The organism is Chroococcidiopsis sp. [FACHB-1243], from assembly GCF_014696895.1.
Classification (GTDB): domain Bacteria; phylum Cyanobacteriota; class Cyanobacteriia; order Cyanobacteriales; family Chroococcidiopsidaceae; genus Chroococcidiopsis.
Genome location: NZ_JACJQX010000040.1, coordinates 21,620 through 39,875 on the forward strand (window position 1 = coordinate 21,620; position 18,256 = coordinate 39,875).

At 45.5% G+C, this 18,256-nt stretch carries 12 protein-coding genes; all 12 read right to left on the reverse strand.

All coding sequences use genetic code 11. From position 1 onward, the window contains the following. Positions 1–308: 308 nt before the first annotated feature. The 12 genes from H6G17_RS25030 to H6G17_RS25085 all read right to left on the reverse strand — a co-directional run bounded on the left by H6G17_RS25030 (position 309) and on the right by H6G17_RS25085 (position 18,127). Positions 309–1,604: a DUF4159 domain-containing protein gene (locus tag H6G17_RS25030; RefSeq protein WP_347276468.1), complete on the reverse strand. Its 1,296-nt coding sequence runs from the start codon at positions 1,602–1,604 to the stop codon at positions 309–311. A gap of 23 nt (positions 1,605–1,627) precedes the next feature. Further along, positions 1,628–2,740, reverse strand: a complete 1,113-nt coding sequence (locus tag H6G17_RS25035) for a phage tail protein (protein WP_199316985.1) — start codon at positions 2,738–2,740, stop codon at positions 1,628–1,630. A 151-nt stretch (positions 2,741–2,891) separates the two neighbouring features. Further along, positions 2,892–5,129, reverse strand: coding sequence for a putative baseplate assembly protein (locus tag H6G17_RS25040; RefSeq protein WP_192161293.1), 2,238 nt, complete (start codon positions 5,127–5,129; stop codon positions 2,892–2,894). A 2-nt stretch (positions 5,130–5,131) separates the two neighbouring features. After that, the gene (locus H6G17_RS25045; protein ID WP_192161294.1) at positions 5,132–5,545 is read right to left on the reverse strand and encodes a GPW/gp25 family protein; all 414 of its coding nucleotides are present in this window, start codon (positions 5,543–5,545) and stop codon (positions 5,132–5,134) included. Between the two features lie 180 nt (positions 5,546–5,725). Further along, the gene (locus H6G17_RS25050) at positions 5,726–8,230 is read right to left on the reverse strand and encodes a VgrG-related protein (RefSeq protein WP_199316986.1); all 2,505 of its coding nucleotides are present in this window, start codon (positions 8,228–8,230) and stop codon (positions 5,726–5,728) included. A gap of 161 nt (positions 8,231–8,391) precedes the next feature. Next, positions 8,392–12,204 carry a hypothetical protein gene (locus H6G17_RS25055; protein WP_192161295.1) on the reverse strand — a complete coding sequence of 1,271 codons (3,813 nt, stop codon included), beginning with the start codon at positions 12,202–12,204 and terminating at the stop codon, positions 8,392–8,394. A 15-nt stretch (positions 12,205–12,219) separates the two neighbouring features. After that, positions 12,220–12,735 (reverse strand): phage tail protein, encoded by a 516-nt coding sequence (locus tag H6G17_RS25060; protein ID WP_192161296.1) that lies wholly within the window; start codon positions 12,733–12,735, stop codon positions 12,220–12,222. Position 12,736: 1 nt separating this feature from the next. Next, complete coding sequence (locus tag H6G17_RS25065) at positions 12,737–12,925, reverse strand: hypothetical protein (protein ID WP_192161297.1); 189 nt, start codon at positions 12,923–12,925, stop codon at positions 12,737–12,739. A 159-nt stretch (positions 12,926–13,084) separates the two neighbouring features. Then, the gene (locus tag H6G17_RS25070; RefSeq protein WP_192161298.1) at positions 13,085–14,662 is read right to left on the reverse strand and encodes a serine/threonine-protein kinase; all 1,578 of its coding nucleotides are present in this window, start codon (positions 14,660–14,662) and stop codon (positions 13,085–13,087) included. Between the two features lie 45 nt (positions 14,663–14,707). Beyond that, on the reverse strand, positions 14,708–15,247 hold the full coding sequence (locus H6G17_RS25075) for an FHA domain-containing protein (protein ID WP_199316987.1): 540 nt from the start codon (positions 15,245–15,247) through the stop codon (positions 14,708–14,710). A gap of 11 nt (positions 15,248–15,258) precedes the next feature. Next, on the reverse strand, positions 15,259–17,382 hold the full coding sequence (locus tag H6G17_RS25080; RefSeq protein ID WP_192161299.1) for a substrate-binding domain-containing protein: 2,124 nt from the start codon (positions 17,380–17,382) through the stop codon (positions 15,259–15,261). A 55-nt stretch (positions 17,383–17,437) separates the two neighbouring features. Next, a complete protein-coding gene (locus H6G17_RS25085) occupies positions 17,438–18,127 on the reverse strand; it encodes a response regulator transcription factor (RefSeq protein ID WP_192161300.1) in 690 nt (229 codons plus the stop codon). Positions 18,128–18,256 lie beyond the last annotated feature (129 nt).

Sequence of the window (18,256 nt, forward strand, 5' to 3'; positions counted from 1 at the left end):
GTGGGCATCACACACACCACGCTTGAATTAAACGAATCAGATAGGGTTGCTATGGTAGCGATCGCAATTTTCTGCAATAGTTCATAGTTAGATTTATGCAAAATTTTCTGCTGTATGCGATCTAACGTTACGCACGCAATCGAAAATTGCTATTAGGGCTTAGGACAAGATATGCCTTTATTAAACATCAACTTGTAGCAAAAGAAATTCGACTTCTGGCTAATTCTTTCTCTAAAAAAGATAGGGTGTTGAGATAACTGCGCGATCGCCTTGAAAATTCTTACTAATGCTATGATACGAACGATCTCCTACCACTGTCCTGAATAATCTTCCTTTTGCAGATGCATGAGTTGCCGACGTTTCCAGGCGTAGTGTAAAATGTTGATTCCTAGCTCTTGAGCAGTACGAATCGTGACTCGCGATAAGCTCAGTCCTTCGTCTAGTCCCCAAGCACTACCTAAGTTACCAATCGCTAAGATTAAGCCCCCACCGCACAAAAGTTGGATCGTCTGCTGACTTACTAATGGTAATGCGGCGAATAAAAATGGTCGAGTGCGTAAAGGATGATCGCGCCGCAATTGCTCTAGCGGCTTGAGCGGAGTTTTCAGTTCTTGAGCAGCTAAGGATTGTACCGATTCAATTAGTTCTGTTGCCTCTGATAGCACATCTACAAACAAGATACCACCCGATTGAAGATAACTCTTTAGTGCTTTAAATTCGGTAGCATCAAGCGATAATTTTTGTTTACCTGTAAGATATAAAAGATCGTAGATTTGGAGATCGGTTGTCCAATCTACGCGATCGATAATTTCTCCTCCTCGTAGTGGCGAATAAAGTGCTTCAACCGCTTGCAATAGATAGGAGAGGTTAAAAAAATTTTGGCTAGATTCAGAATCGTCGCGGCTAACTTGAGCAACGCGCAGCAAAGCTTGAGGACGAGCCTGGACTTGAGAGCGATAGCGCAGATCGATATCGCCATACCCGGGAAAGAAAGCATCAGCAGGTTGGGTAATCGCTTTTTTGTCAATTTGCAGGCGAATTCGACACAACTCAACATCCCAAATATCGGGAAGAGAGCTTTTTTCATCAATGCGGAACATCTCCTGCACAATTTCACGCGGTTTTTGAGCTTCTAGTTCATCTGGATCGCGATATCTCGCCACTACGTACACCATAACTGGCTCAGAATCTTGCAATTCAGTAGTAATCCGAAAGTTGAAGGGTTTTGGCAACACAATAGGATTTCCGGCGAGATCGATCGCGATACCTGGTTGAATTTGCACCCAACTTTGATTGCGATACTCAGCAGCTACTTCCTTGGGAGCGGCGATCGCCCGCACGCCTAAACCACAAACTATACCTGGTTGATTTAGCGATTGATAGTGTACGTTCTGGCGCTGACGGTGGTAACTGTGGGCGTGTCGCCAGCGTTCGGCATTAATCAGTAGCCCGTCAGCAACTTGTAGGCGTTCAAAAGGGTTAATTGGTGGAGTAGGAAAAGGGCGTGTCATATAGTAAAAATTAGGTAATAGGTAATGGGTAATGGGTAATAGGTAATGAGAAGTCGTAAGTTGTAAGTGTTTCACGCACCACGCACCACGCACAACTACCAACTACCAACTACTAATTAAGAGTTATTTTCAATAATTAATTCGTAGGTGCAAAAAGCTGGTTTTTCGGAGTCAATAATTTGCCGTACTAACTGCTTGTCAATTGCGCGATCGCGATCGGATCTTAGTCGTACTACAAAATGATAGGGGTTTCCGCCACCTAATACAGCATCCTCACCTATACGAGAATTTCCCAGCACCATTCCCGTACCGAAAGGTTCAGTGATACTGATATGCTTATTAGCTTCTTGTGGAACGTCATCATCTAAGGGTAAGCCCGTGTATAAATGCAAATAAAGGCGCAATCCCTTACGAGTACCACGCCAGCGATAAAGTTCCATAGCCTGACGAATTAATCGCCGCTGTTGGTTGAGGTTCCAATGGGGTTCTACAGACCAAGCTACCCAGTGGGCTAAAAAAGGCAACAGTGCTTGTGGAGAAGTCAACGGATCTAGATTTGCCCACATACTTCTGTAGCTATTGACCACAGGTTCAAAAGCCTGCTCGAAAATACTAATCAAGCGGTTGATAAAGTCTACTTCTCGGTATAGTAGTGGTAGGAAATTGACATAGTTACTGTGAGGGCGCACGTACAGATCGAAGTTCACCTGCTGCATAAATTCCAGCACAGGCTGCTGGTGGTGGCTGCGACGCTGATAAACTGAGAGAGAACCGCGCAAGTCAAGGTTTAAGCGTTTTTTGCTACCAGATTTAATCGCTTGCCAATCTTCAAAAAAATTGTTGGGGATGAGAAACAGCAGTTCTCCCGACCATTTTCCTTTAGCCGGAATTTCTATCTCCTCTAGATCGATCGCCTGCCATGCGCCACTCCTATTAATTGTGTTAATGACTTGTTTTGGTGTCTCTGGTACAAGCTGACACCAATCAGCAGGAAAATTACCTTCAACCCAAAAGAGCAGTTGCAGGGAATTGACTTCCCAGTTCTGCACTTGCAGTATCATGCGGGTAGGCTCTCCTGGATGTAGCACCAAACACGGATTCTTCTGTACTGCTGCTGTTGCTAGCTCGTTAAACCCCGCTAACACCGAACCTGGCTGAGGAACAGCTTCAGGCAATTGCATCGGAGTTAATTCCAGGCTGATGCCGTGCCGATCGAGAGCAGAAATCATAATTGAAAAAAGTCAAAAGTTAAAAGTTAAAAGTCAAAAATTGTCGGGGCGGGTTCACCTGAGATACTGGTTGGAGTCAAAGATGATTGGTAAACCCGCCCGTACAGAAGTTAAATGTCAAAAATCTCTGCTGTTGATAGTTACCAAATAATTACGCATTTATCTGTCTCACGTCATGACTGAAACGTTGGCGATCGCCTGCCCAAGAACAAATTAGTCCCAAGGAACCAGGATCGATGAATGGTTCTGGAGCGGTTTGCCGCTGCCAGGTTTCGCCTTGCCGTCGCAGGGCAAATAACAAAACAGTCCCTAAGTAGGACACTCCAGGTGTCTTTTGTAGCAAAGCCACAATATCAGAAGTATAAACAGGGCGACCGAAGTGCCAACCCGTCCCTTCTGAACCTCCGCTCAAAGGGTTGAGGTAGCGATAGAGCGATACTTTCAGTTGATTCAAAATCTCCCGCCGCGCAGTAGGATTGTTGTATGCTGGTTCGATTGCGACTTCAGCTTGAACGGCAACTCCAACATACTCCGGTTCTTGCAACTGCACCTGTACTCCTAGTAGGCGGCGTTCATCTAGATAGTTCATGACCTGTTGTTGTAGTGCCGATGTGAGGGCAAACCGTTCCGGTGAAATTCCCAGTCCTTGAGCGATCGCGTCTGTATTAGCTTGAGGTACGACTAACAAACTGACGCGACCAGCACTTTGACTCGCACTTGCGCTTAAGCATTTGACGCGGGCGATCGCTCCGGCTCCAGCTCGTTGAGTCAAGACCTCGAAATCTTCTGCGGTTACAGCGCGATCGCGAGTCCGAAGTATCCGAGGCGCTTCTAACACAGCGCGATCGAGTGAATCTGCATCTGCGCCGTTACGAGCTAGATAATGATTTGTGACCCTGGCAATATAGGGAATTGCTGACTTGAGAAATCGCAGCGTCCCAGCTTGCACGTTTCCTTTTTTCCCGCCACCTGTACGATAGGCAACCATTGTAATTACAGAGCCGCGAGGTGGCACTGCCCCATATTGATGCTCTAATAGCTTTTGCTGTAATTCACCACCTGAGAACGTTTCTTCAGCTGGTGATGCTTGCAGGCGATCGCCCGACGGCGTTTGCAGTTTCAACGCCTCTGGCTCTCGAATTAGGGGTCCGAATTGAATAGTTCCAGTCAGAGAATCAATGGTATAGTGCAGGTCTGCGGAACTAGAGTCAGCAAAGTCTGTAACCTCCTGCCAGGTTTGCGGCAGCCCGCTAGGGGGCGTGACTTCTATATGTTCGCCTGCTCGGCGATCGAGAATTGGTGGGGATTGTACCTCAAAACTTTGTCCCGATCTGCCATCACTAATTCCTAGCTGTTCTTCGCGAATCAAAAGACTTTGACTGGCTCGAACAGTACCACCAATGGTTCGCACGGCTAACCCCGTCACTCTTGGCGAATTGGTATAAACAGGTTGATGAGATTGAGGAGCTGTTAAAATGCAGCGCAGCCAATATCCTCGGTAAGTTGTAAAGTTGGTAATAGGTAAAGTTTGAGGCAAGTGGAGTATTACATCAGCCCCTTGTTCGAGATCGCCTCCCCGTTGGGCAATTTCATTAAAACTAAAGCCTCGCGTTGCATCGTAGGACTCTCTCAATAATACTGGTTGCCAGCGTTTACCATTCCAGGCTTCCCAGCGGCGCGGAGGGGCTTGAGGATCTATGCCAGTTGGCGTACCTCTGGCTCCATAAAAAGTAATAGCTAGGACATTACCGTTAAGGCAGTCTTCTGACGCAGCAGGTGACTCCCCTGCCTCCGTAACATTGGCAGCACACCCGATCGCGAGATAAAAGCAATTTCCTGGTTGTGGTTGTTCGGCAAACAATAATTGCTCGCTTCCCGACCAGGCACTTTCGCCAAAACGCTCCCAACGGCTGGTGCGATCGCTAAACGTTTGGGGAATATCTTCTGCGGTTGAGGCAGTTAAGAAGTGCCGTAGGGTTGGTTTTCCAATTGTTAAGTCCTCATCGGTACTAAAGATAATCGCTTCTTCAGTTTCGGTACGCTCCGTTGCAACTTCTATCCCTGCGGGAATTGTGTAAGCTGATGGCAAATCTGTAGTCAGATAAAACGTTAAGTTTGTTTGGGCAGGGGTAGGAGGATTGAGGCGAATTCCTAATAACTCTAGAAACGCAATGTAGTTTTTTCGGGGTACTTGATTGAAGCGGATTAGCATCTGATCGGTCAACCAGGCAAACAATTCAATCAGCGTTACGCCAGGATCGCTGGGGTTGCGATCCGTCCACTCTGGACAATAGCGGGGAATCCGCAAGATACACTCATCGACTAATTCGTCAAAAGTGCGATCGTCCAAGTTAGAGTTAGGTAGTTTTGGCAAAAAATCAAATTCCACAATCACTCCGATATTGAAACCAGATAGAACGGGTAAACAAGGCTATAGGTGTCAGGATAATTTTTTAGCTGATAGTCGATAGTAATATCCACGCGCCCGCGAATCGGGTCGGGATCTGTCCGCACGTCATCAACAATAATTCGAGGTTCCCAAATCTGTAGTGCTTCCAAGATATATAAGCGAATCCGCAGCATTGTATCGGTGTTTAAGGGAGCGAAAGTGAGTTCTCCAAGGCGACATCCAAAGTTAGGACGGTAAACGCGCTCTCCTAGTCCGGTGCGTAGAATAATCCAAATTGATTCTTTGACTTTCTGAGCTTGGGCGCTGAGCTTAATTTCTCCCTGCACGTTTAACTGTATGGGAAAAGTCAAACCCGTACCTAAGTATTCTTGTTGCTCGTCCCACAACTCTGGCATATAGGTAATCCTGACGATCCAGATATGCGATCTAGAATATCCAGACAGGGCGGATATTTGTATTAGCTGAAAGTCGAATGAATTGCTTATCTCAAATAATCGCTGACATTGAGTTATGAACTTATCATTGTCGCGACTGACAGTTAACGATACTTCAAAAATTTATGCTCTGGCTAGTATCTAGGGCGATTTAATATTTGCCAATTGGCTGGCAGCAATGAGTGGCGCTAGCTGAGCAACTGATGCTGGGGGTGGTACGGGAACACCGCCAAGCAAAATTCTAGGCGCAGCAATTCCAACGACGACTGGAGATCTTAACAACATATTCGTATTAGCACTTAAAAACATCTGTGCTTGAGCATTCAACAACATAGTTGGAGCGCTTAATGTCATTTTTGTTCCAGCATCTAATGACAGTTCTCCGCGAGCGCTCAATGACAGATTTCCTCTAGAACTGATTGAAATAGTTGGAGGCACCTTGCGGTCTTCCATTTTTATCTCATGCCCCCCAGATGTTTGAATCATGACAGACTTTTCCATTCTGCTGTCATTAAGATGCACTTTGTGTCCGCCAGCTGTTGTTATATAAATGCCTGCTTTGGTTCTAAGGCTATCCTCTTCCACAAATTGAATAGTGTGCCCTGTGCGAGTCTTGATTGTACGTAACCTAACTCTACCTCTTTGGTCAACTGTTTCATTTACAGTTTCAACAGTTTTATCTACGCCATTCCAAACGCCTCCAATTATGTATGGTCGATGAATGTCTCCATGCTCGAAACCAACCAGCACTTCGTCATCGATTTCTGGCAAGCAGTAAAATCCGCGCTGTTTGGCTGCTCCTAAACCAACAACTCTTGCCCAGTTGCTGTCATCTTGTTCGCTGAGCGTTGGTAGCTTGACCTTTACCCGTCCGTAGCCTTTGGGATCTTTATTATCAGTGACAATTCCCACCATGAGAGTTTGACCTGGTTGCAGATGCGTCTGGGGCGCTAAGGTAGAAAGTAGGCTGCCCTCTTGCAGTCCGCGCACGCTAAATTCTGTGCTGTAAATGTTTTGGCTGTATAAGTGACGGGTTTCTGTAACGTAATATTTACCGCTATAGCGATTGCCCATTCCTTTTAACTGCACGACTTTGCCTGGACGAATTTTGGGGTTGCCATCGGCTCTGGCATCAGCACAGATAAACTCTCCACCTAATTCATTGCAGAGAGCTTGAGCCATTTTTTTTGCTTCACGAGCGTTAGCGACTGGTTGGTCTACCACAACCATTTTGGGAGGCTTGCTGCCTTTAAATGCCGTGCTAGTGCTACTTCCCTTACCATTACCCGTGGTTGTAACTACTTGCTCGGCTTTAGCAGTTTCATTAATTAATGTTTTTTTAGAGTAGTCCCAACTTCGCACTTCTACACTATTGACTTGCTGGGCGCTGGTGGCACGAACGCTAAAGCTATTAATCTCATCTAGCCACTTTAGTTGCAATGATGCATTATTCTTGGGCTGGCGAAAATAGAGTTTATTATCTTGCAAGAACAGTTCAAAACCAATTCGCGCTGCTCTTTCCCGCAGAAATTCCATATTAGTTTGATTTTCCTGAAACACATATTCGTGAGGCGTGCCACTGCGATCGATTTGACCAATTTTGATCCCGGACTCTTTGGCAATTTTCTTCACAATATCGCTGTCAGTGGTATTTGTAAAAGACCGATTGTAGCGCCCGCGATGCAAGCGATGGGAGACATCATAGCCTCGGACAACAATATGAGCCTTTGATTCTTCTACGAAATTCACCTCCATTGCGGTAATTTCGCCTTCAATTAAGCTCGGTTCTTTTAATACTTCTTGAAATGCTCTGTCTTCGGTGGTACTAGCAGTAAAACCAATTGATATGCGATCGCCTATTTTAAAATAGCGATCGTGTCGCCAAGCCTCGCTGCGATCGGTAGCTGATAGGTATGTATTATGGATAACAAGCGTAAACATTGCTGGTAAATGCAAACTTTCCTCTACACAAATTTCCAGCACGTCCTTCATCAACTCAGGTGGAGCGATCGCACCTCCTAGTTTCAGAATAAGTTCAGATAGGTAAAGGTTTGGGCTATTGTTAGCAGACGCTTTACCACCGGACGGCTTTGACGCTGCATTTTGAGTGCTAGATGAAGTTGCCGTACCACCAGCGGGGTGTTGTGGATTTGCTGTTTTTGGAGTCTTAGGTGGAGTTGCTTTGCCACCAGGAAGATTTTCTGGATCGACTTCTCGCAAAGTGATGTCTACTAACGCTCGTACAGGCGTACCGTCTGTCAGAAACATCGTGAGCTTATAAGTTAAGCTTTCTATAACGCAATGAAAATATTTATTTTTCCAAACAAAAATATAAACAGGCGGGCGCGAGGGAGCTGTTGCCCGCGCACTCACACCTTGTTTGATATTGTCGATATACTTTTGCATTACTGATATCTTCGTTTCATATGTATCAAACAAAAGATTACTCAGCGTCAGTTGATAAGGTTCAACCCCAGAAAAATTGACTTTGGGCAAAAGGGACGATCCACGATTACCAGGCTCGTCTTCCCAGTTTGCCGTTCGCGTAAAGCTAATTTCTGTGGGATTGAACATGAACTCAATATCTCTCGCCTGAGGATTGTAGGGAGAACTATGAACTATCAGTTTCGCTTTCTCAAGTGGCATTGTTGTCTTTCTCCAAAAATTAGATCGAGAATTACCAAGGTAATCTTTTTGGTTAAGGCAAGATCCCCCCTAACCCCCTTAAAAAGGGGGGAACAAAGCCCCCTTTTTAAGGGGGTTGGGGGATCGCCAAGATCTCTGCATCATTAACCGAGATGTATTGACTACCAAGGTAAACGTCCAGAGTAAAAGCCATGTCTTTCTCGTTCGAGTTCCAGTCGTTGACGCAGGCGTTGATAAATTTCCCGCGCTAACATTTCCAGAACGTTAGGATCGGCTTTTGTTGCGGATGGAGTAGGCATTTCTATTGTGTGGGTGACGGCTTTTGCTGGGGTAGATGGATCGGCACTCACTTCTCCCCCCTTATCAAACCCTTTGGGTTGCACAAACGATTTGACTGTCCTCTGATGAGTAGTTTCTGGAGTAGATACTGTAGCTGAACTTTGATGGTGTATTTTCTTGGAAGTTGATGCATAGCTATTATCAACCGCAAAATTGCTCAATAGTAAATCTTCAACGCTAGACCACTGTTCGGGAATTGAAGTGGTAGGAGCAGAAGGGTTAGGATTATTATGTTTGCGATAAATTAACTCAGTTGCGGTGTAGTGAGTTTTGGATAGATGAGATGAATTTTTTGGGGCTTCCGAAAGATCGGGTTGCAGTGGATTGAGAGGAGAAGCAGGTTGTGCTTCAGCAGCTAACTGTAGAGTCGGGGAAACTAAAGTTTTGACGACACCAGGTAAGGAAGCATGAATTTGGCGCTGCACTAAACGCTTTGGTGTCAACGAGGGCTTGACAGGAGTATCTGAAGATTCAACTTTAGTCGAAATCTCAGGCAAGTGTTCTACCGAGCCTCCTTGATTAATGTGCTGTAATATATCTAGATGTTTTTGAGCATCTGTAGCATTAACTACAAATTCTCCAGGAGTAAGCATAGCAGGCACGGTATCTGACGGCGCTATAGGCTTACGGCTGAGATTAGTCACAGTTGGCACTTGTCCCCCAACCGCTAAGCCTTGAGGCGGAACCTGCTCAAAGGGAAATAGGCTCTCGCTTTCTGCTGCAATGTCTGGTTGAGCAGAGATAGTATTTTCAAAGCTTGTAGCTGCTGCTGGGTGAGATCTTGATAAATTGCGATCGCCTGCTCGGGGAGTGTCTGTAGAAGATTGCTGAGTTTCAACAGGAGCAACACTCGGCTCAACCACGCCAGAAGAGGTATTTTCTATCTCTACGCTCGGCTCAACTTCTATCTCTACGCTCGGCTCAACATTGTCAGGAATCGCGATATTTTCAGGAGTAACGCGATGTGCAACTTTCTCTTGTTCCCCCCTTTCACAAGGGGGGCTAGGGGGGATCTTTTCGTGATTATCGTAGTCCTGCGATCCCCCAACCCCCTTAAAAAGGGGGCTAAGCAAAAAGTCGCACATGGGGTGAGTAGGAGTATTATCAACTAGTGTTAGCTCTTGATGGCTAATTTCGCCTGTCGGCGCTAGTTGGACAGGAGTTGTTGGCTCGGACTCTACAATTCTGTCTAGGCTAGCAGGTATAGGTATAATATCTGCCCTCTGAGATTCTAGATCGTCTTTTTTTGCTTCGTCTCTTTTGTTAATGATACTTGGTTCAACCGCAGATGCTAAATCTATATCGCTCTGATGGTTGTCTTGCTGCCTGCTTACCTCTGTTGTTGCCTTGAGCAATTCCTCTGGTTGTGCAGGTGAAAAATCTCTGTTGGCTAGCGGTTGACTATGTGCTTGAGCGGTTGAATCGATAATCGGGACTTGCTGTATCAGATTAGATGAGGTTTTTTGAGCAGTTGTGTTTCTGGTTGTCGATTTGAATTGAGTCGCTTTTTCTCTTGTTTTGTTTTCTGGAGTGGATGTTTGACTGGTTGGATTAACCAAATCGCGCTGTTGTGCAGGTTTGTCCAATGTATCAACTGGATGGGAGAATAAATCTTCAGATTTAACGCTATTTGGCTCGATCGCTCCATGACTATCATTTTCTAGTACTTCCGACAGTAATAATTCAGAAGTCTCAAACTCAGTCTTTTGCTCTGGCTCTTGCTGCACCAGATTAGATAAAATTTCGCTGGGAAGATTTTCTGAAGTAGGGAAATAGCGATCGCTAACGACAAGTGGCTCCGCCTCTACCCCCGTCTCAGTGTCAGAATTTGAGACTTCTTGAGCAGAAAGAGTTGGATCGAGTGTTAGCTCTCGATCGCTAGTATCATCTTGCCCCACTTGTAACGCTGGCAATTCTCCTAAATTCTGTGTTTTTGACGGTGTAGTCACCTCCGTTCTTTCCTTGTTTATGACAGGCTGGAGGGGAATCTTGGGGGAGTTATGGGGCAGATGTTCTGTAGTTAAATTCGCTGTCCCAATATTATCTAATGCAGGGGAGATCTTTTGCTCGTCTGGTTGTTGCAGCTCTTGTACATTTTCTAGCGTCACTGGCTGGAAGTGTGGCGTATTCTCTTTAGAGTAGATGGAGCGGCTTGACTCTGTGGTTTGAGGTGTGGAAACTTCTGCTTCTAGAGGTGCGATTGTCGTAGACTCTATTGGTGGTGTATTTGAAACTACAGTAGATATCTGCTCGGAATGAATAGGTGTTGAATGAATAGATGTTGGTAATATCAGACTGTCTGTTTCTCCAGATGGTTGCAAGCTATTAGGTTGAACGATCTGGCTAGCTGGGATATCTTCTGGAACAGTGAAGTTGCGATCGCTAACGACGAGTAGTTCTGTATCTACACCCTGCTGAGCAATATCAGGAGATATGACTTTTTGAGCCACAGGAGTAAAGTCAGGTACGCTTGGCTCTGTGGGTTGTAGTTCTGGTTGCCCTGATGCAATTATTGACTTTGTTTGAACTGGCGTAATTTCTGAGCCACTATTTGGCAGTGTAGGAACTGCTGGGAGTATGGTTTGAGCGGGTTGAGCTGAGGTATTCTCTGTACGGGAAGCTGGTGCAAGTGAGGCGGGTTGCGGAATACTTTCTAAGGAAGAAAGAGGATCGTTCGCTGGGGAAGATGGGATGCGATCGCTAACAATATGCGGCTGTGTCTCTATGCTCTGCTCGATGTTGCTAGGAATAAGAGTATCATCAGGTAATGTTAGCCCGCGATCGCTAATTTCACTTGTCGGTGCTAGTGGGACAGAAGTTGTTGTGTCAGGCTCTAAAATTCTGTCTAGGTTGGCAGGTATCGCATTTGTAATTTCAGATTCTACATTATCTTTCTCTCTTTCGTCTCCTTGATTAGGATCGCTTGATTGTAGGGAAAACCCTACATCCAAGTCGTTACTTTTCCGATCTTGTTGCTTATTTATATCTTCTGTTGTCCTTGGCAATACCTCTTGCTGTGCCAAGGCAAAATCTGTATTTGCTTGCAGTTGATGTTGCAATTGGGGGCTTGAGTCGATAGTAGGAACTTGTTCGATAATTGGCGCTGTCGTCGATCGAGCAGTTGTTTTTTTCGCTGTGGCTTTTGTTCTAGATTTAGACTGTGTTGCTTTTTTATTTTGTTTCTTTTTTTGTCTTTGAGGTGAGGTTTGATTTTTTGCATTCACCACAGCGCGATCGCTTGCTATTTCGTCAACTACACTAACTTTAGAAGACAATAATTTTTGATATACAATGCTGTTTTTGGTAACTATTTTGTCACTCTCATTGTCTCGTAAAATATCAGACGAAAATAAATTTAAAGCATTAAGTTCACTATTCCATTCCGTCGCTTCATGTACTAAAGTAGATGATGTTTGCGATAGGTCAATTAAGGGTTGAAAATTGAATAAATTGTCACTTGGCTGTCGATGTCTAGTTAATAAGAAACTAGATAGCTTTACTAAGGGCTGAAGAGAGATTAAAAGATTTTTTGCTCCCAAAAAGGGAGGCTCAATTCCAAAAGAACGAATAGCTTTATGTCCTGTTATATCTTTTTTTTGATTGGTGGATGATGAATTTTGTTCCTGTAGTGACATTTTAATTCATTTTAGTTATTTCCATGTGCTAGAAGCAAAAAAGCCAGAGGCATCGCGTGAGGCTGATTCGCCTCCTGCTGAACTTTTACCAACTTTCAAGCCTTCGATCGCTAGTGTTAATTCTTCGATCGCTACAGAGTTTCCATCTGCTTGTAATGTAGAAGTTTTCCAACCTACGGGAATGCTACCAATGAGAGTCCAACTTTTCATTAACTCGCCTGCTTGGTTAAATACGAGAATATTAACGTTACGTCGTTTATTTTTTTGCCCAAATACTTCACCTAGCCATTGAGTAAAAGTTGGATCGTCTGTAATTCCACGTTTGAGAGTAACGTCTGTAAATTCTGCATGACCGAGAGTAATTCGTTGCTGATCGTTGACTCCCCCCTCAAAGTAAATGTCTTTTTGAATTTGAACGCCAAGCTCCGAACACTCAGAGAAACAAGCAACAATACTGCTACCTATTTCTATATAAAAATGATTATTCGTAATGTAATTGTTAACATGACTACTGGAAGTTGTCTTAGGCATTCTATATCCTTGTTCTACGATAATTATTCAGTCTTTCTTGCTGAGATTGTAGATCTGTAAGTAATAAACCGTAAACTCGCTCGGTTAGCTGATTTATAAGTATTGGATTCCGAAGATATGTTTCTGCTGCTACCAAAATGTCACTATCAAATCTAGTAGTCACTGGCACGTAAGTTGCCGGAGAAGTCATACTTCTAGGAGAAAAAACAGAGGGGTTTACCTGCATTTCAACTATATTTCAACTATAAAAAGAGATGTCTATATTCATGCTACGATTAAGCTACTACACTGGAAAGTAGCCAAAAGTCGAACTAATACTTTTCTGATTTAACTACTGCCACATTTCCTTTCAGGAACGCGATCGCCAGCTGCGAATCCAGGCTTCTATCTTGCGAATCAAGCGTCTGATGATGCGATTTAAACTGAATGTAGCGCGTAGAACTGCTCTACGTATTTGTTGAGAAATTCTCCGAAGGCGCAGCAAGAGAGGTTGCTTTTGGTAAATCGTCCGATCTGTGTCATTTTGTTTCGATGAGCTAACGCTTTGATATATTGTGCGATCGGGTTGGTTGTGTCTTGGTGAAGCTACACCTTGGTAGATCGTTCCATCGGGTTGGTTGTGTCTTGGTGAAGCTACACCTTGGTAGATCGTTCCATCGGGTTGGTTGTGTCTTGGTGAAGCTACACCTTGGTAGATCGTCCCATCGGGTTGGTTGTGTCTTGGTGAAGCATCGCCCTGATATATTGTGCTGTCTGGAGAACTAGGTGCAGGTGAAGCATCGCCCTGATATATTGTGCGATCGGAATCCCGATCGCTAGAGTCTGATATTTGTGGTGTTGATGCAGATTCGGCAGAAATCTGAGCAATGGTAGTAAAGTCAACCGACTCTGGTTTTGCTAAGGGGATCGCTCGCCGAGGCACGGTTGGACTATCTGATATTGCTGGCGATCGCGATTGAACGATCGTATCGCTGGAACTCGTTGAGGTGACGGAGGGACTAGCAGCGATCGCCACTGACAAGGCTTGCTCCAAGTCTGCTATTGTTGCAAAACGATCTTCAGGAGATTTCTGCAAACACTTCAGCACTAAAGCCTCTAGTTGTGAGGAGATCTGCTCGCCTCCAGGCTGCAATCGCAATGGCTGTGGTGGTTGAGAAGTATGGGCTTTTGCCCAAGTAGCATCATCGATCTGCCGTGTTTGGGAGCCAAGCCCAAAAGGATCGGAGCCGCTGAGCATTCGATAAAAAATGATTCCCCAACTATAGATGTCAGCCCGTCCGTCAATTTCTTGCGAGATGGCTATTTGCTCTGGAGCAGCGTAACGCAAAGTGCCGAGAAATATATCCGTAACAATCGTATACTTGCTCTGGCTCAAGGTTTCGCGAATTTTTTTAGCAATACCAAAGTCAAGAATCTTGACCAACCCCCCTAGTGCTGTTGGGACTAAAAAGATATTGTCTGGTTTGAGATCCCGATGTACGATCTTCACTCGCTTGCCCTTCAGCACGACTCCAGCGTGAGCTAGTTGCAAACCCGCACAAACCTGTCTCATAATCTCTACCGTGCGCTTGACACTCAGCCGCTTTTGTCGCTGAAGCAGTTGTCCTAGACTTTCTCCTTCTAGATATTCCATCACGTAGAAAGGAAAGTCTTCTGGGGTAGTGCCAAAATCTAAAATCTTGACAATATGTTCGCTGTTGAGAGCCGTACACAGCTCCACCTCGCGCTGAAATCGCTGATACATCTCTGTCGATTTTGCTAGCGATTCCTTCAGCAGCTTCAACGCCACTGGTTGGTTCAACTTGGTATCTATTGCCAAGTAAACCTCTCCCATCCCACCTATACTGAGACATTTTGATATGCGGTAGCGATCGCCCTCACCAACTAGGCGATCGATCCAAGGATTATTTTGTGGGGGAGAACTCATTACTGTATCACTCCAGTATATCGAGCAGATCGCTTGGCAAATGCGTCATATCGGTTGCACTAATAAAACTTTGAGACGTACTAGCTGATTTTGACCGAGTTGCAATTCGTCTCCATGATTGAGGCGATAGGATGAGCCAGGGGTGAGTAGATTGCCATTGAGGTAGCTGCCATTACGACTACTATCGACGATCGTGTAGGCGTGTTGCGATTTATCCCAGGCAAGGCGGGCATGGGCGCGAGAAACTACCCCTTCATCGGGAAGTCCGCTTAAATCGATCTCTGGAGCCTTATCGCTGGCGCGATTGCGACGACCGACAATCCCTGTTTCTCCAGATAAATAAAAATCTTTGCCGCTAGGATGACTTAACTTCAGTTGGGGACGGAGGGAATTCGATTTGACGGGTGGCGGTGGTTGAGGTTGAGCAGTGGATGGTTGAGTCGCAGGCATTGAAGCAGCTTGAGAAGCAGCTTGAGATTCACCCACCGATCCTAAAGGAGTACCACACATGGGACAGACCTTGGCGTTGTTGGGCAAGATCCGATTAAAAAAGACGCAGCTAGGTTCGGGGCAACGATTCGCCATAGATCGGATAGTTAGGGAAGGGACGCAGAAGGCTGATAGTCTCTAGGGATCGGTTGGAGTGGTACGAGTCCGGTTTGCTGTAAGAGAAACTGTCCGTCACGAGTCTTGAGCAAATCGGCAAACATCGGAGCAGATTTAAAACCAAGAAGGCTGTTATCGTTAGGATAAACGATCGCTAGGGGAAAACCCAAGGGGTAAGTTCGTTGGCGATATGCTTCGACATTGGGGAAAGGCTTTTTCTCCTGGCATAAGTTATCATCCTCAGTAATGGGTACGAGCTTGTTGTCAGTTGTCTCTCGTAGTAAAGCTTGCACGGGTTTCGCGTTTCCCTGCACTAAAGCTAGAGGATACACCTTACACTGATCCCATGTTTGCACGAGCGTACCAAAACTAATCGTACCAGCCTCTAATTGCTGCCCTTGCTCTTCGGCGAAATCAATTGCTCTTAAAGTCTGAAAGGTTGAGCGTTGTTTTATCTGATTAAACTTAGCAATTAGCTGTGGATCGTCTTTTAAAACAATTTGTGCAAACAATTTTAAAGCTTCTGGTTCTAGCGGTCGATAGGGTTTAATCGTGAGATTAGGCAGATTGGGATTAAGTTCTTGCCAATTCTTCACCTGACCTGTAAAAATTTTTTGCAAATCGTCAAGACTAATTTCTCCCTGTAAAGCAGCAGGAAGATTTTGAGCTTTGTAAGCAGGTACAAATACGAGTAAACCATCATAGGCAATCTGCTCGCTGTTGAGCGCGGGAGGTAAATTATCTATTAAGCTCGTAATCGCAAAGTTTGCTTGGTTATTCTGTTCTGTTACTGTTTTAAGCGGAGAACCTGAGGATTTTGGTTTCGTATGAATAAAGCTAGCAGCAATATCCATGCGAGGACGAGTCAAGATATCGTTGAGGGAGCGATCGCTCAAAGGTCTTTTACCCACAACAGTCGTCCAAGTACTATCTCGTTCTGCTGTATAGGGATATTTACCAGCTTGGATCGTATTGAGATCGTTAAAGCTAGGAACCAAACGCTGAAATTCAGCAAAATTAGCCTCCTCTTCCCGATTGAACTGCGATCGCACTAGCCACAAAAGTCCTCCTAGAAAAAGTAAAAGCGGCAACCCTAACAGCCAGAGTAACCGTCGCCTCCCGAAACTTTTACCTTCGAGCGTACGTGGCGCTGTTGTCGTTGTCGTCTTGGGGTTTGGAAGTTGTAACAACGCCTGACGTGCTGCTTCTGCACTGGAAAAAGGAGTTTCTAGTCCTATCAAATGGTAAAGAAATTCTCTTAAGGCTGGATCGGTCTTAGACCAAAGCTGCACGTTGCGTAGATCGGGCGATCGCTCCGATGTTGGCTCCTTAGCTCGTCCCAACCCCAGATAGAAAGCAATATGACCTAAAGCCACGAGATCTTGCGCTGGTTCTGGAATCGGAAATGTATTAGGAGGAGGGTCGAATAGCCTTTCCCAAGCAGCGAGGTCGCAGGTATAGATGTAGGAATTTTCAGTTGCGATTAAACTCTCCAAGCTGAGATTGCCGTGAGCCATTCCCCCTCGCACTTGCCCAGACGGTAAGCGGAATTTCTGAGCGTGGAGAAATTGTAAGGTTTGCAGGACTTGAGCCAGCAAGTCACGCACTCGCTCCGGTGGCATTGCCCCGTTTTGTTGCAATACTTGACTTAAATTGGGAGCGGCAGCTATGTTACCCAAAGTAACGAGGTGACAGCGATCGCCTTGTCGATCGGCAATCGCTTCCCAAGGCAAGATCGAGCGAAAATCTGGCGAGCGATCGTTGACCGGACTCATTCCTGCGATCTGCGTAAACTTGGCTTTTCGCTGCTCGGCTTCTTCGGCGTTAAAATACCGACTCGGTAACAAGTATTCTTTAATTACCACTGGCTGACCATCACTGACTTGAACGCCCTTGTACAAGCGTCCCATTCCCTGCGATCGCACGAACTCCAGAATGCGATAGACATCCCGACTACCGCGAATTTCTGCCTGGTTTGGTAAAGTAGCAGGAAAACCGCATTCCAAACAAAATTTGGCGTTCGGCACTTCCTGAGCTGTTTTCAAGGGGCGATCGCAACTTAAAGGTGCATTTTGCCAACAGCGATAGCTTCGAGCATAAGGATCGGTAGGCATAGGGGAATCAAATCTCAGAAATTAAATTGCTCGGAAATTAAATTGCGTGAATTATCTACGGTTGTACCAGTCCTAGTTTCATCGCCGTCACGATCGCCTGGGTGCGACTGGTAACTTGTAATTTCTCAAAAATGCTGGTCAGGTGCGCCTTAACGGTGGCAATTGAGATATAGAGTTGTTTGGCGATCGCTTCGTTGGATGCGCCTCGTACCAACCACAGCAAGACTTCTACTTCTCGATTCGACAGTTGACAGGTTTCGGCTGGAGTAGGGGAAGTAGCATGGGAAGCTTGAAACTGGCGAAAAAACCGTGTAGCCACCGCAGCAGGTAGGTATACTTCACCTCGTAACACGGTGACAATGGCATCCCATAGCTGCTGGGCTAACTGTGGCTTGAACACGTAACCCATTGCTCCAGCTTGCATGGCGCGATAAATCCAGTAATCCTCTTGATGGGCTGACAGCACCAGTGGCTTAACTTGCGCCTGCCTTTCTTGTAGCTGCCGCAGTACTGCTATTCCATCACCATATTCTAGTTCCATATCCAGTAGCATCAGGTCGGGATGTCGCTGTGTTGTTAAAGATATGGCTGTTTCTACGCTACTGGCTTCTCCAACTACGGTACAACTTCCACCGTGTTCTGCTCGATAAAGATCGAGTAGCGTTCGTAGCCCAGATCGAAAGCGTCGGTCGTCTTCAACGAGCAAAATTGATAAAGTTTTTGTTTGTCCCGAGCGAGTTAACATAATAACTGCCTCTAATAGCTAAGTTACGCCATGTGCGGCTTTTTTTAGCCCCCTTTTTAAGGGGGTTGGGGGATCGCAGAAATGCCATCTATGGAAAGATCCCCCCTAACCCCCCTTATGAAAGGGGGG

Coding starts and splice junctions, on each gene's coding strand:
- H6G17_RS25035 (WP_199316985.1), bottom strand. CDS start 2,740: ATGATTTCTGCTCTCGATCGGCACGGCATCAGCCTGGAATTAACTCCG.
- H6G17_RS25045 (WP_192161294.1), bottom strand. CDS start 5,545: ATGCCAGAGTTGTGGGACGAGCAACAAGAATACTTAGGTACGGGTTTG.
- H6G17_RS25050 (WP_199316986.1), bottom strand. CDS start 8,230: ATGCCACTTGAGAAAGCGAAACTGATAGTTCATAGTTCTCCCTACAAT.
- H6G17_RS25055 (WP_192161295.1), bottom strand. CDS start 12,204: ATGTCACTACAGGAACAAAATTCATCATCCACCAATCAAAAAAAAGAT.
- H6G17_RS25060 (WP_192161296.1), bottom strand. CDS start 12,735: ATGCCTAAGACAACTTCCAGTAGTCATGTTAACAATTACATTACGAAT.
- H6G17_RS25065 (WP_192161297.1), bottom strand. CDS start 12,925: ATGACTTCTCCGGCAACTTACGTGCCAGTGACTACTAGATTTGATAGT.
- H6G17_RS25070 (WP_192161298.1), bottom strand. CDS start 14,662: ATGAGTTCTCCCCCACAAAATAATCCTTGGATCGATCGCCTAGTTGGT.
- H6G17_RS25075 (WP_199316987.1), bottom strand. CDS start 15,247: ATGGCGAATCGTTGCCCCGAACCTAGCTGCGTCTTTTTTAATCGGATC.
- H6G17_RS25080 (WP_192161299.1), bottom strand. CDS start 17,382: ATGCCTACCGATCCTTATGCTCGAAGCTATCGCTGTTGGCAAAATGCA.
- H6G17_RS25085 (WP_192161300.1), bottom strand. CDS start 18,127: ATGTTAACTCGCTCGGGACAAACAAAAACTTTATCAATTTTGCTCGTT.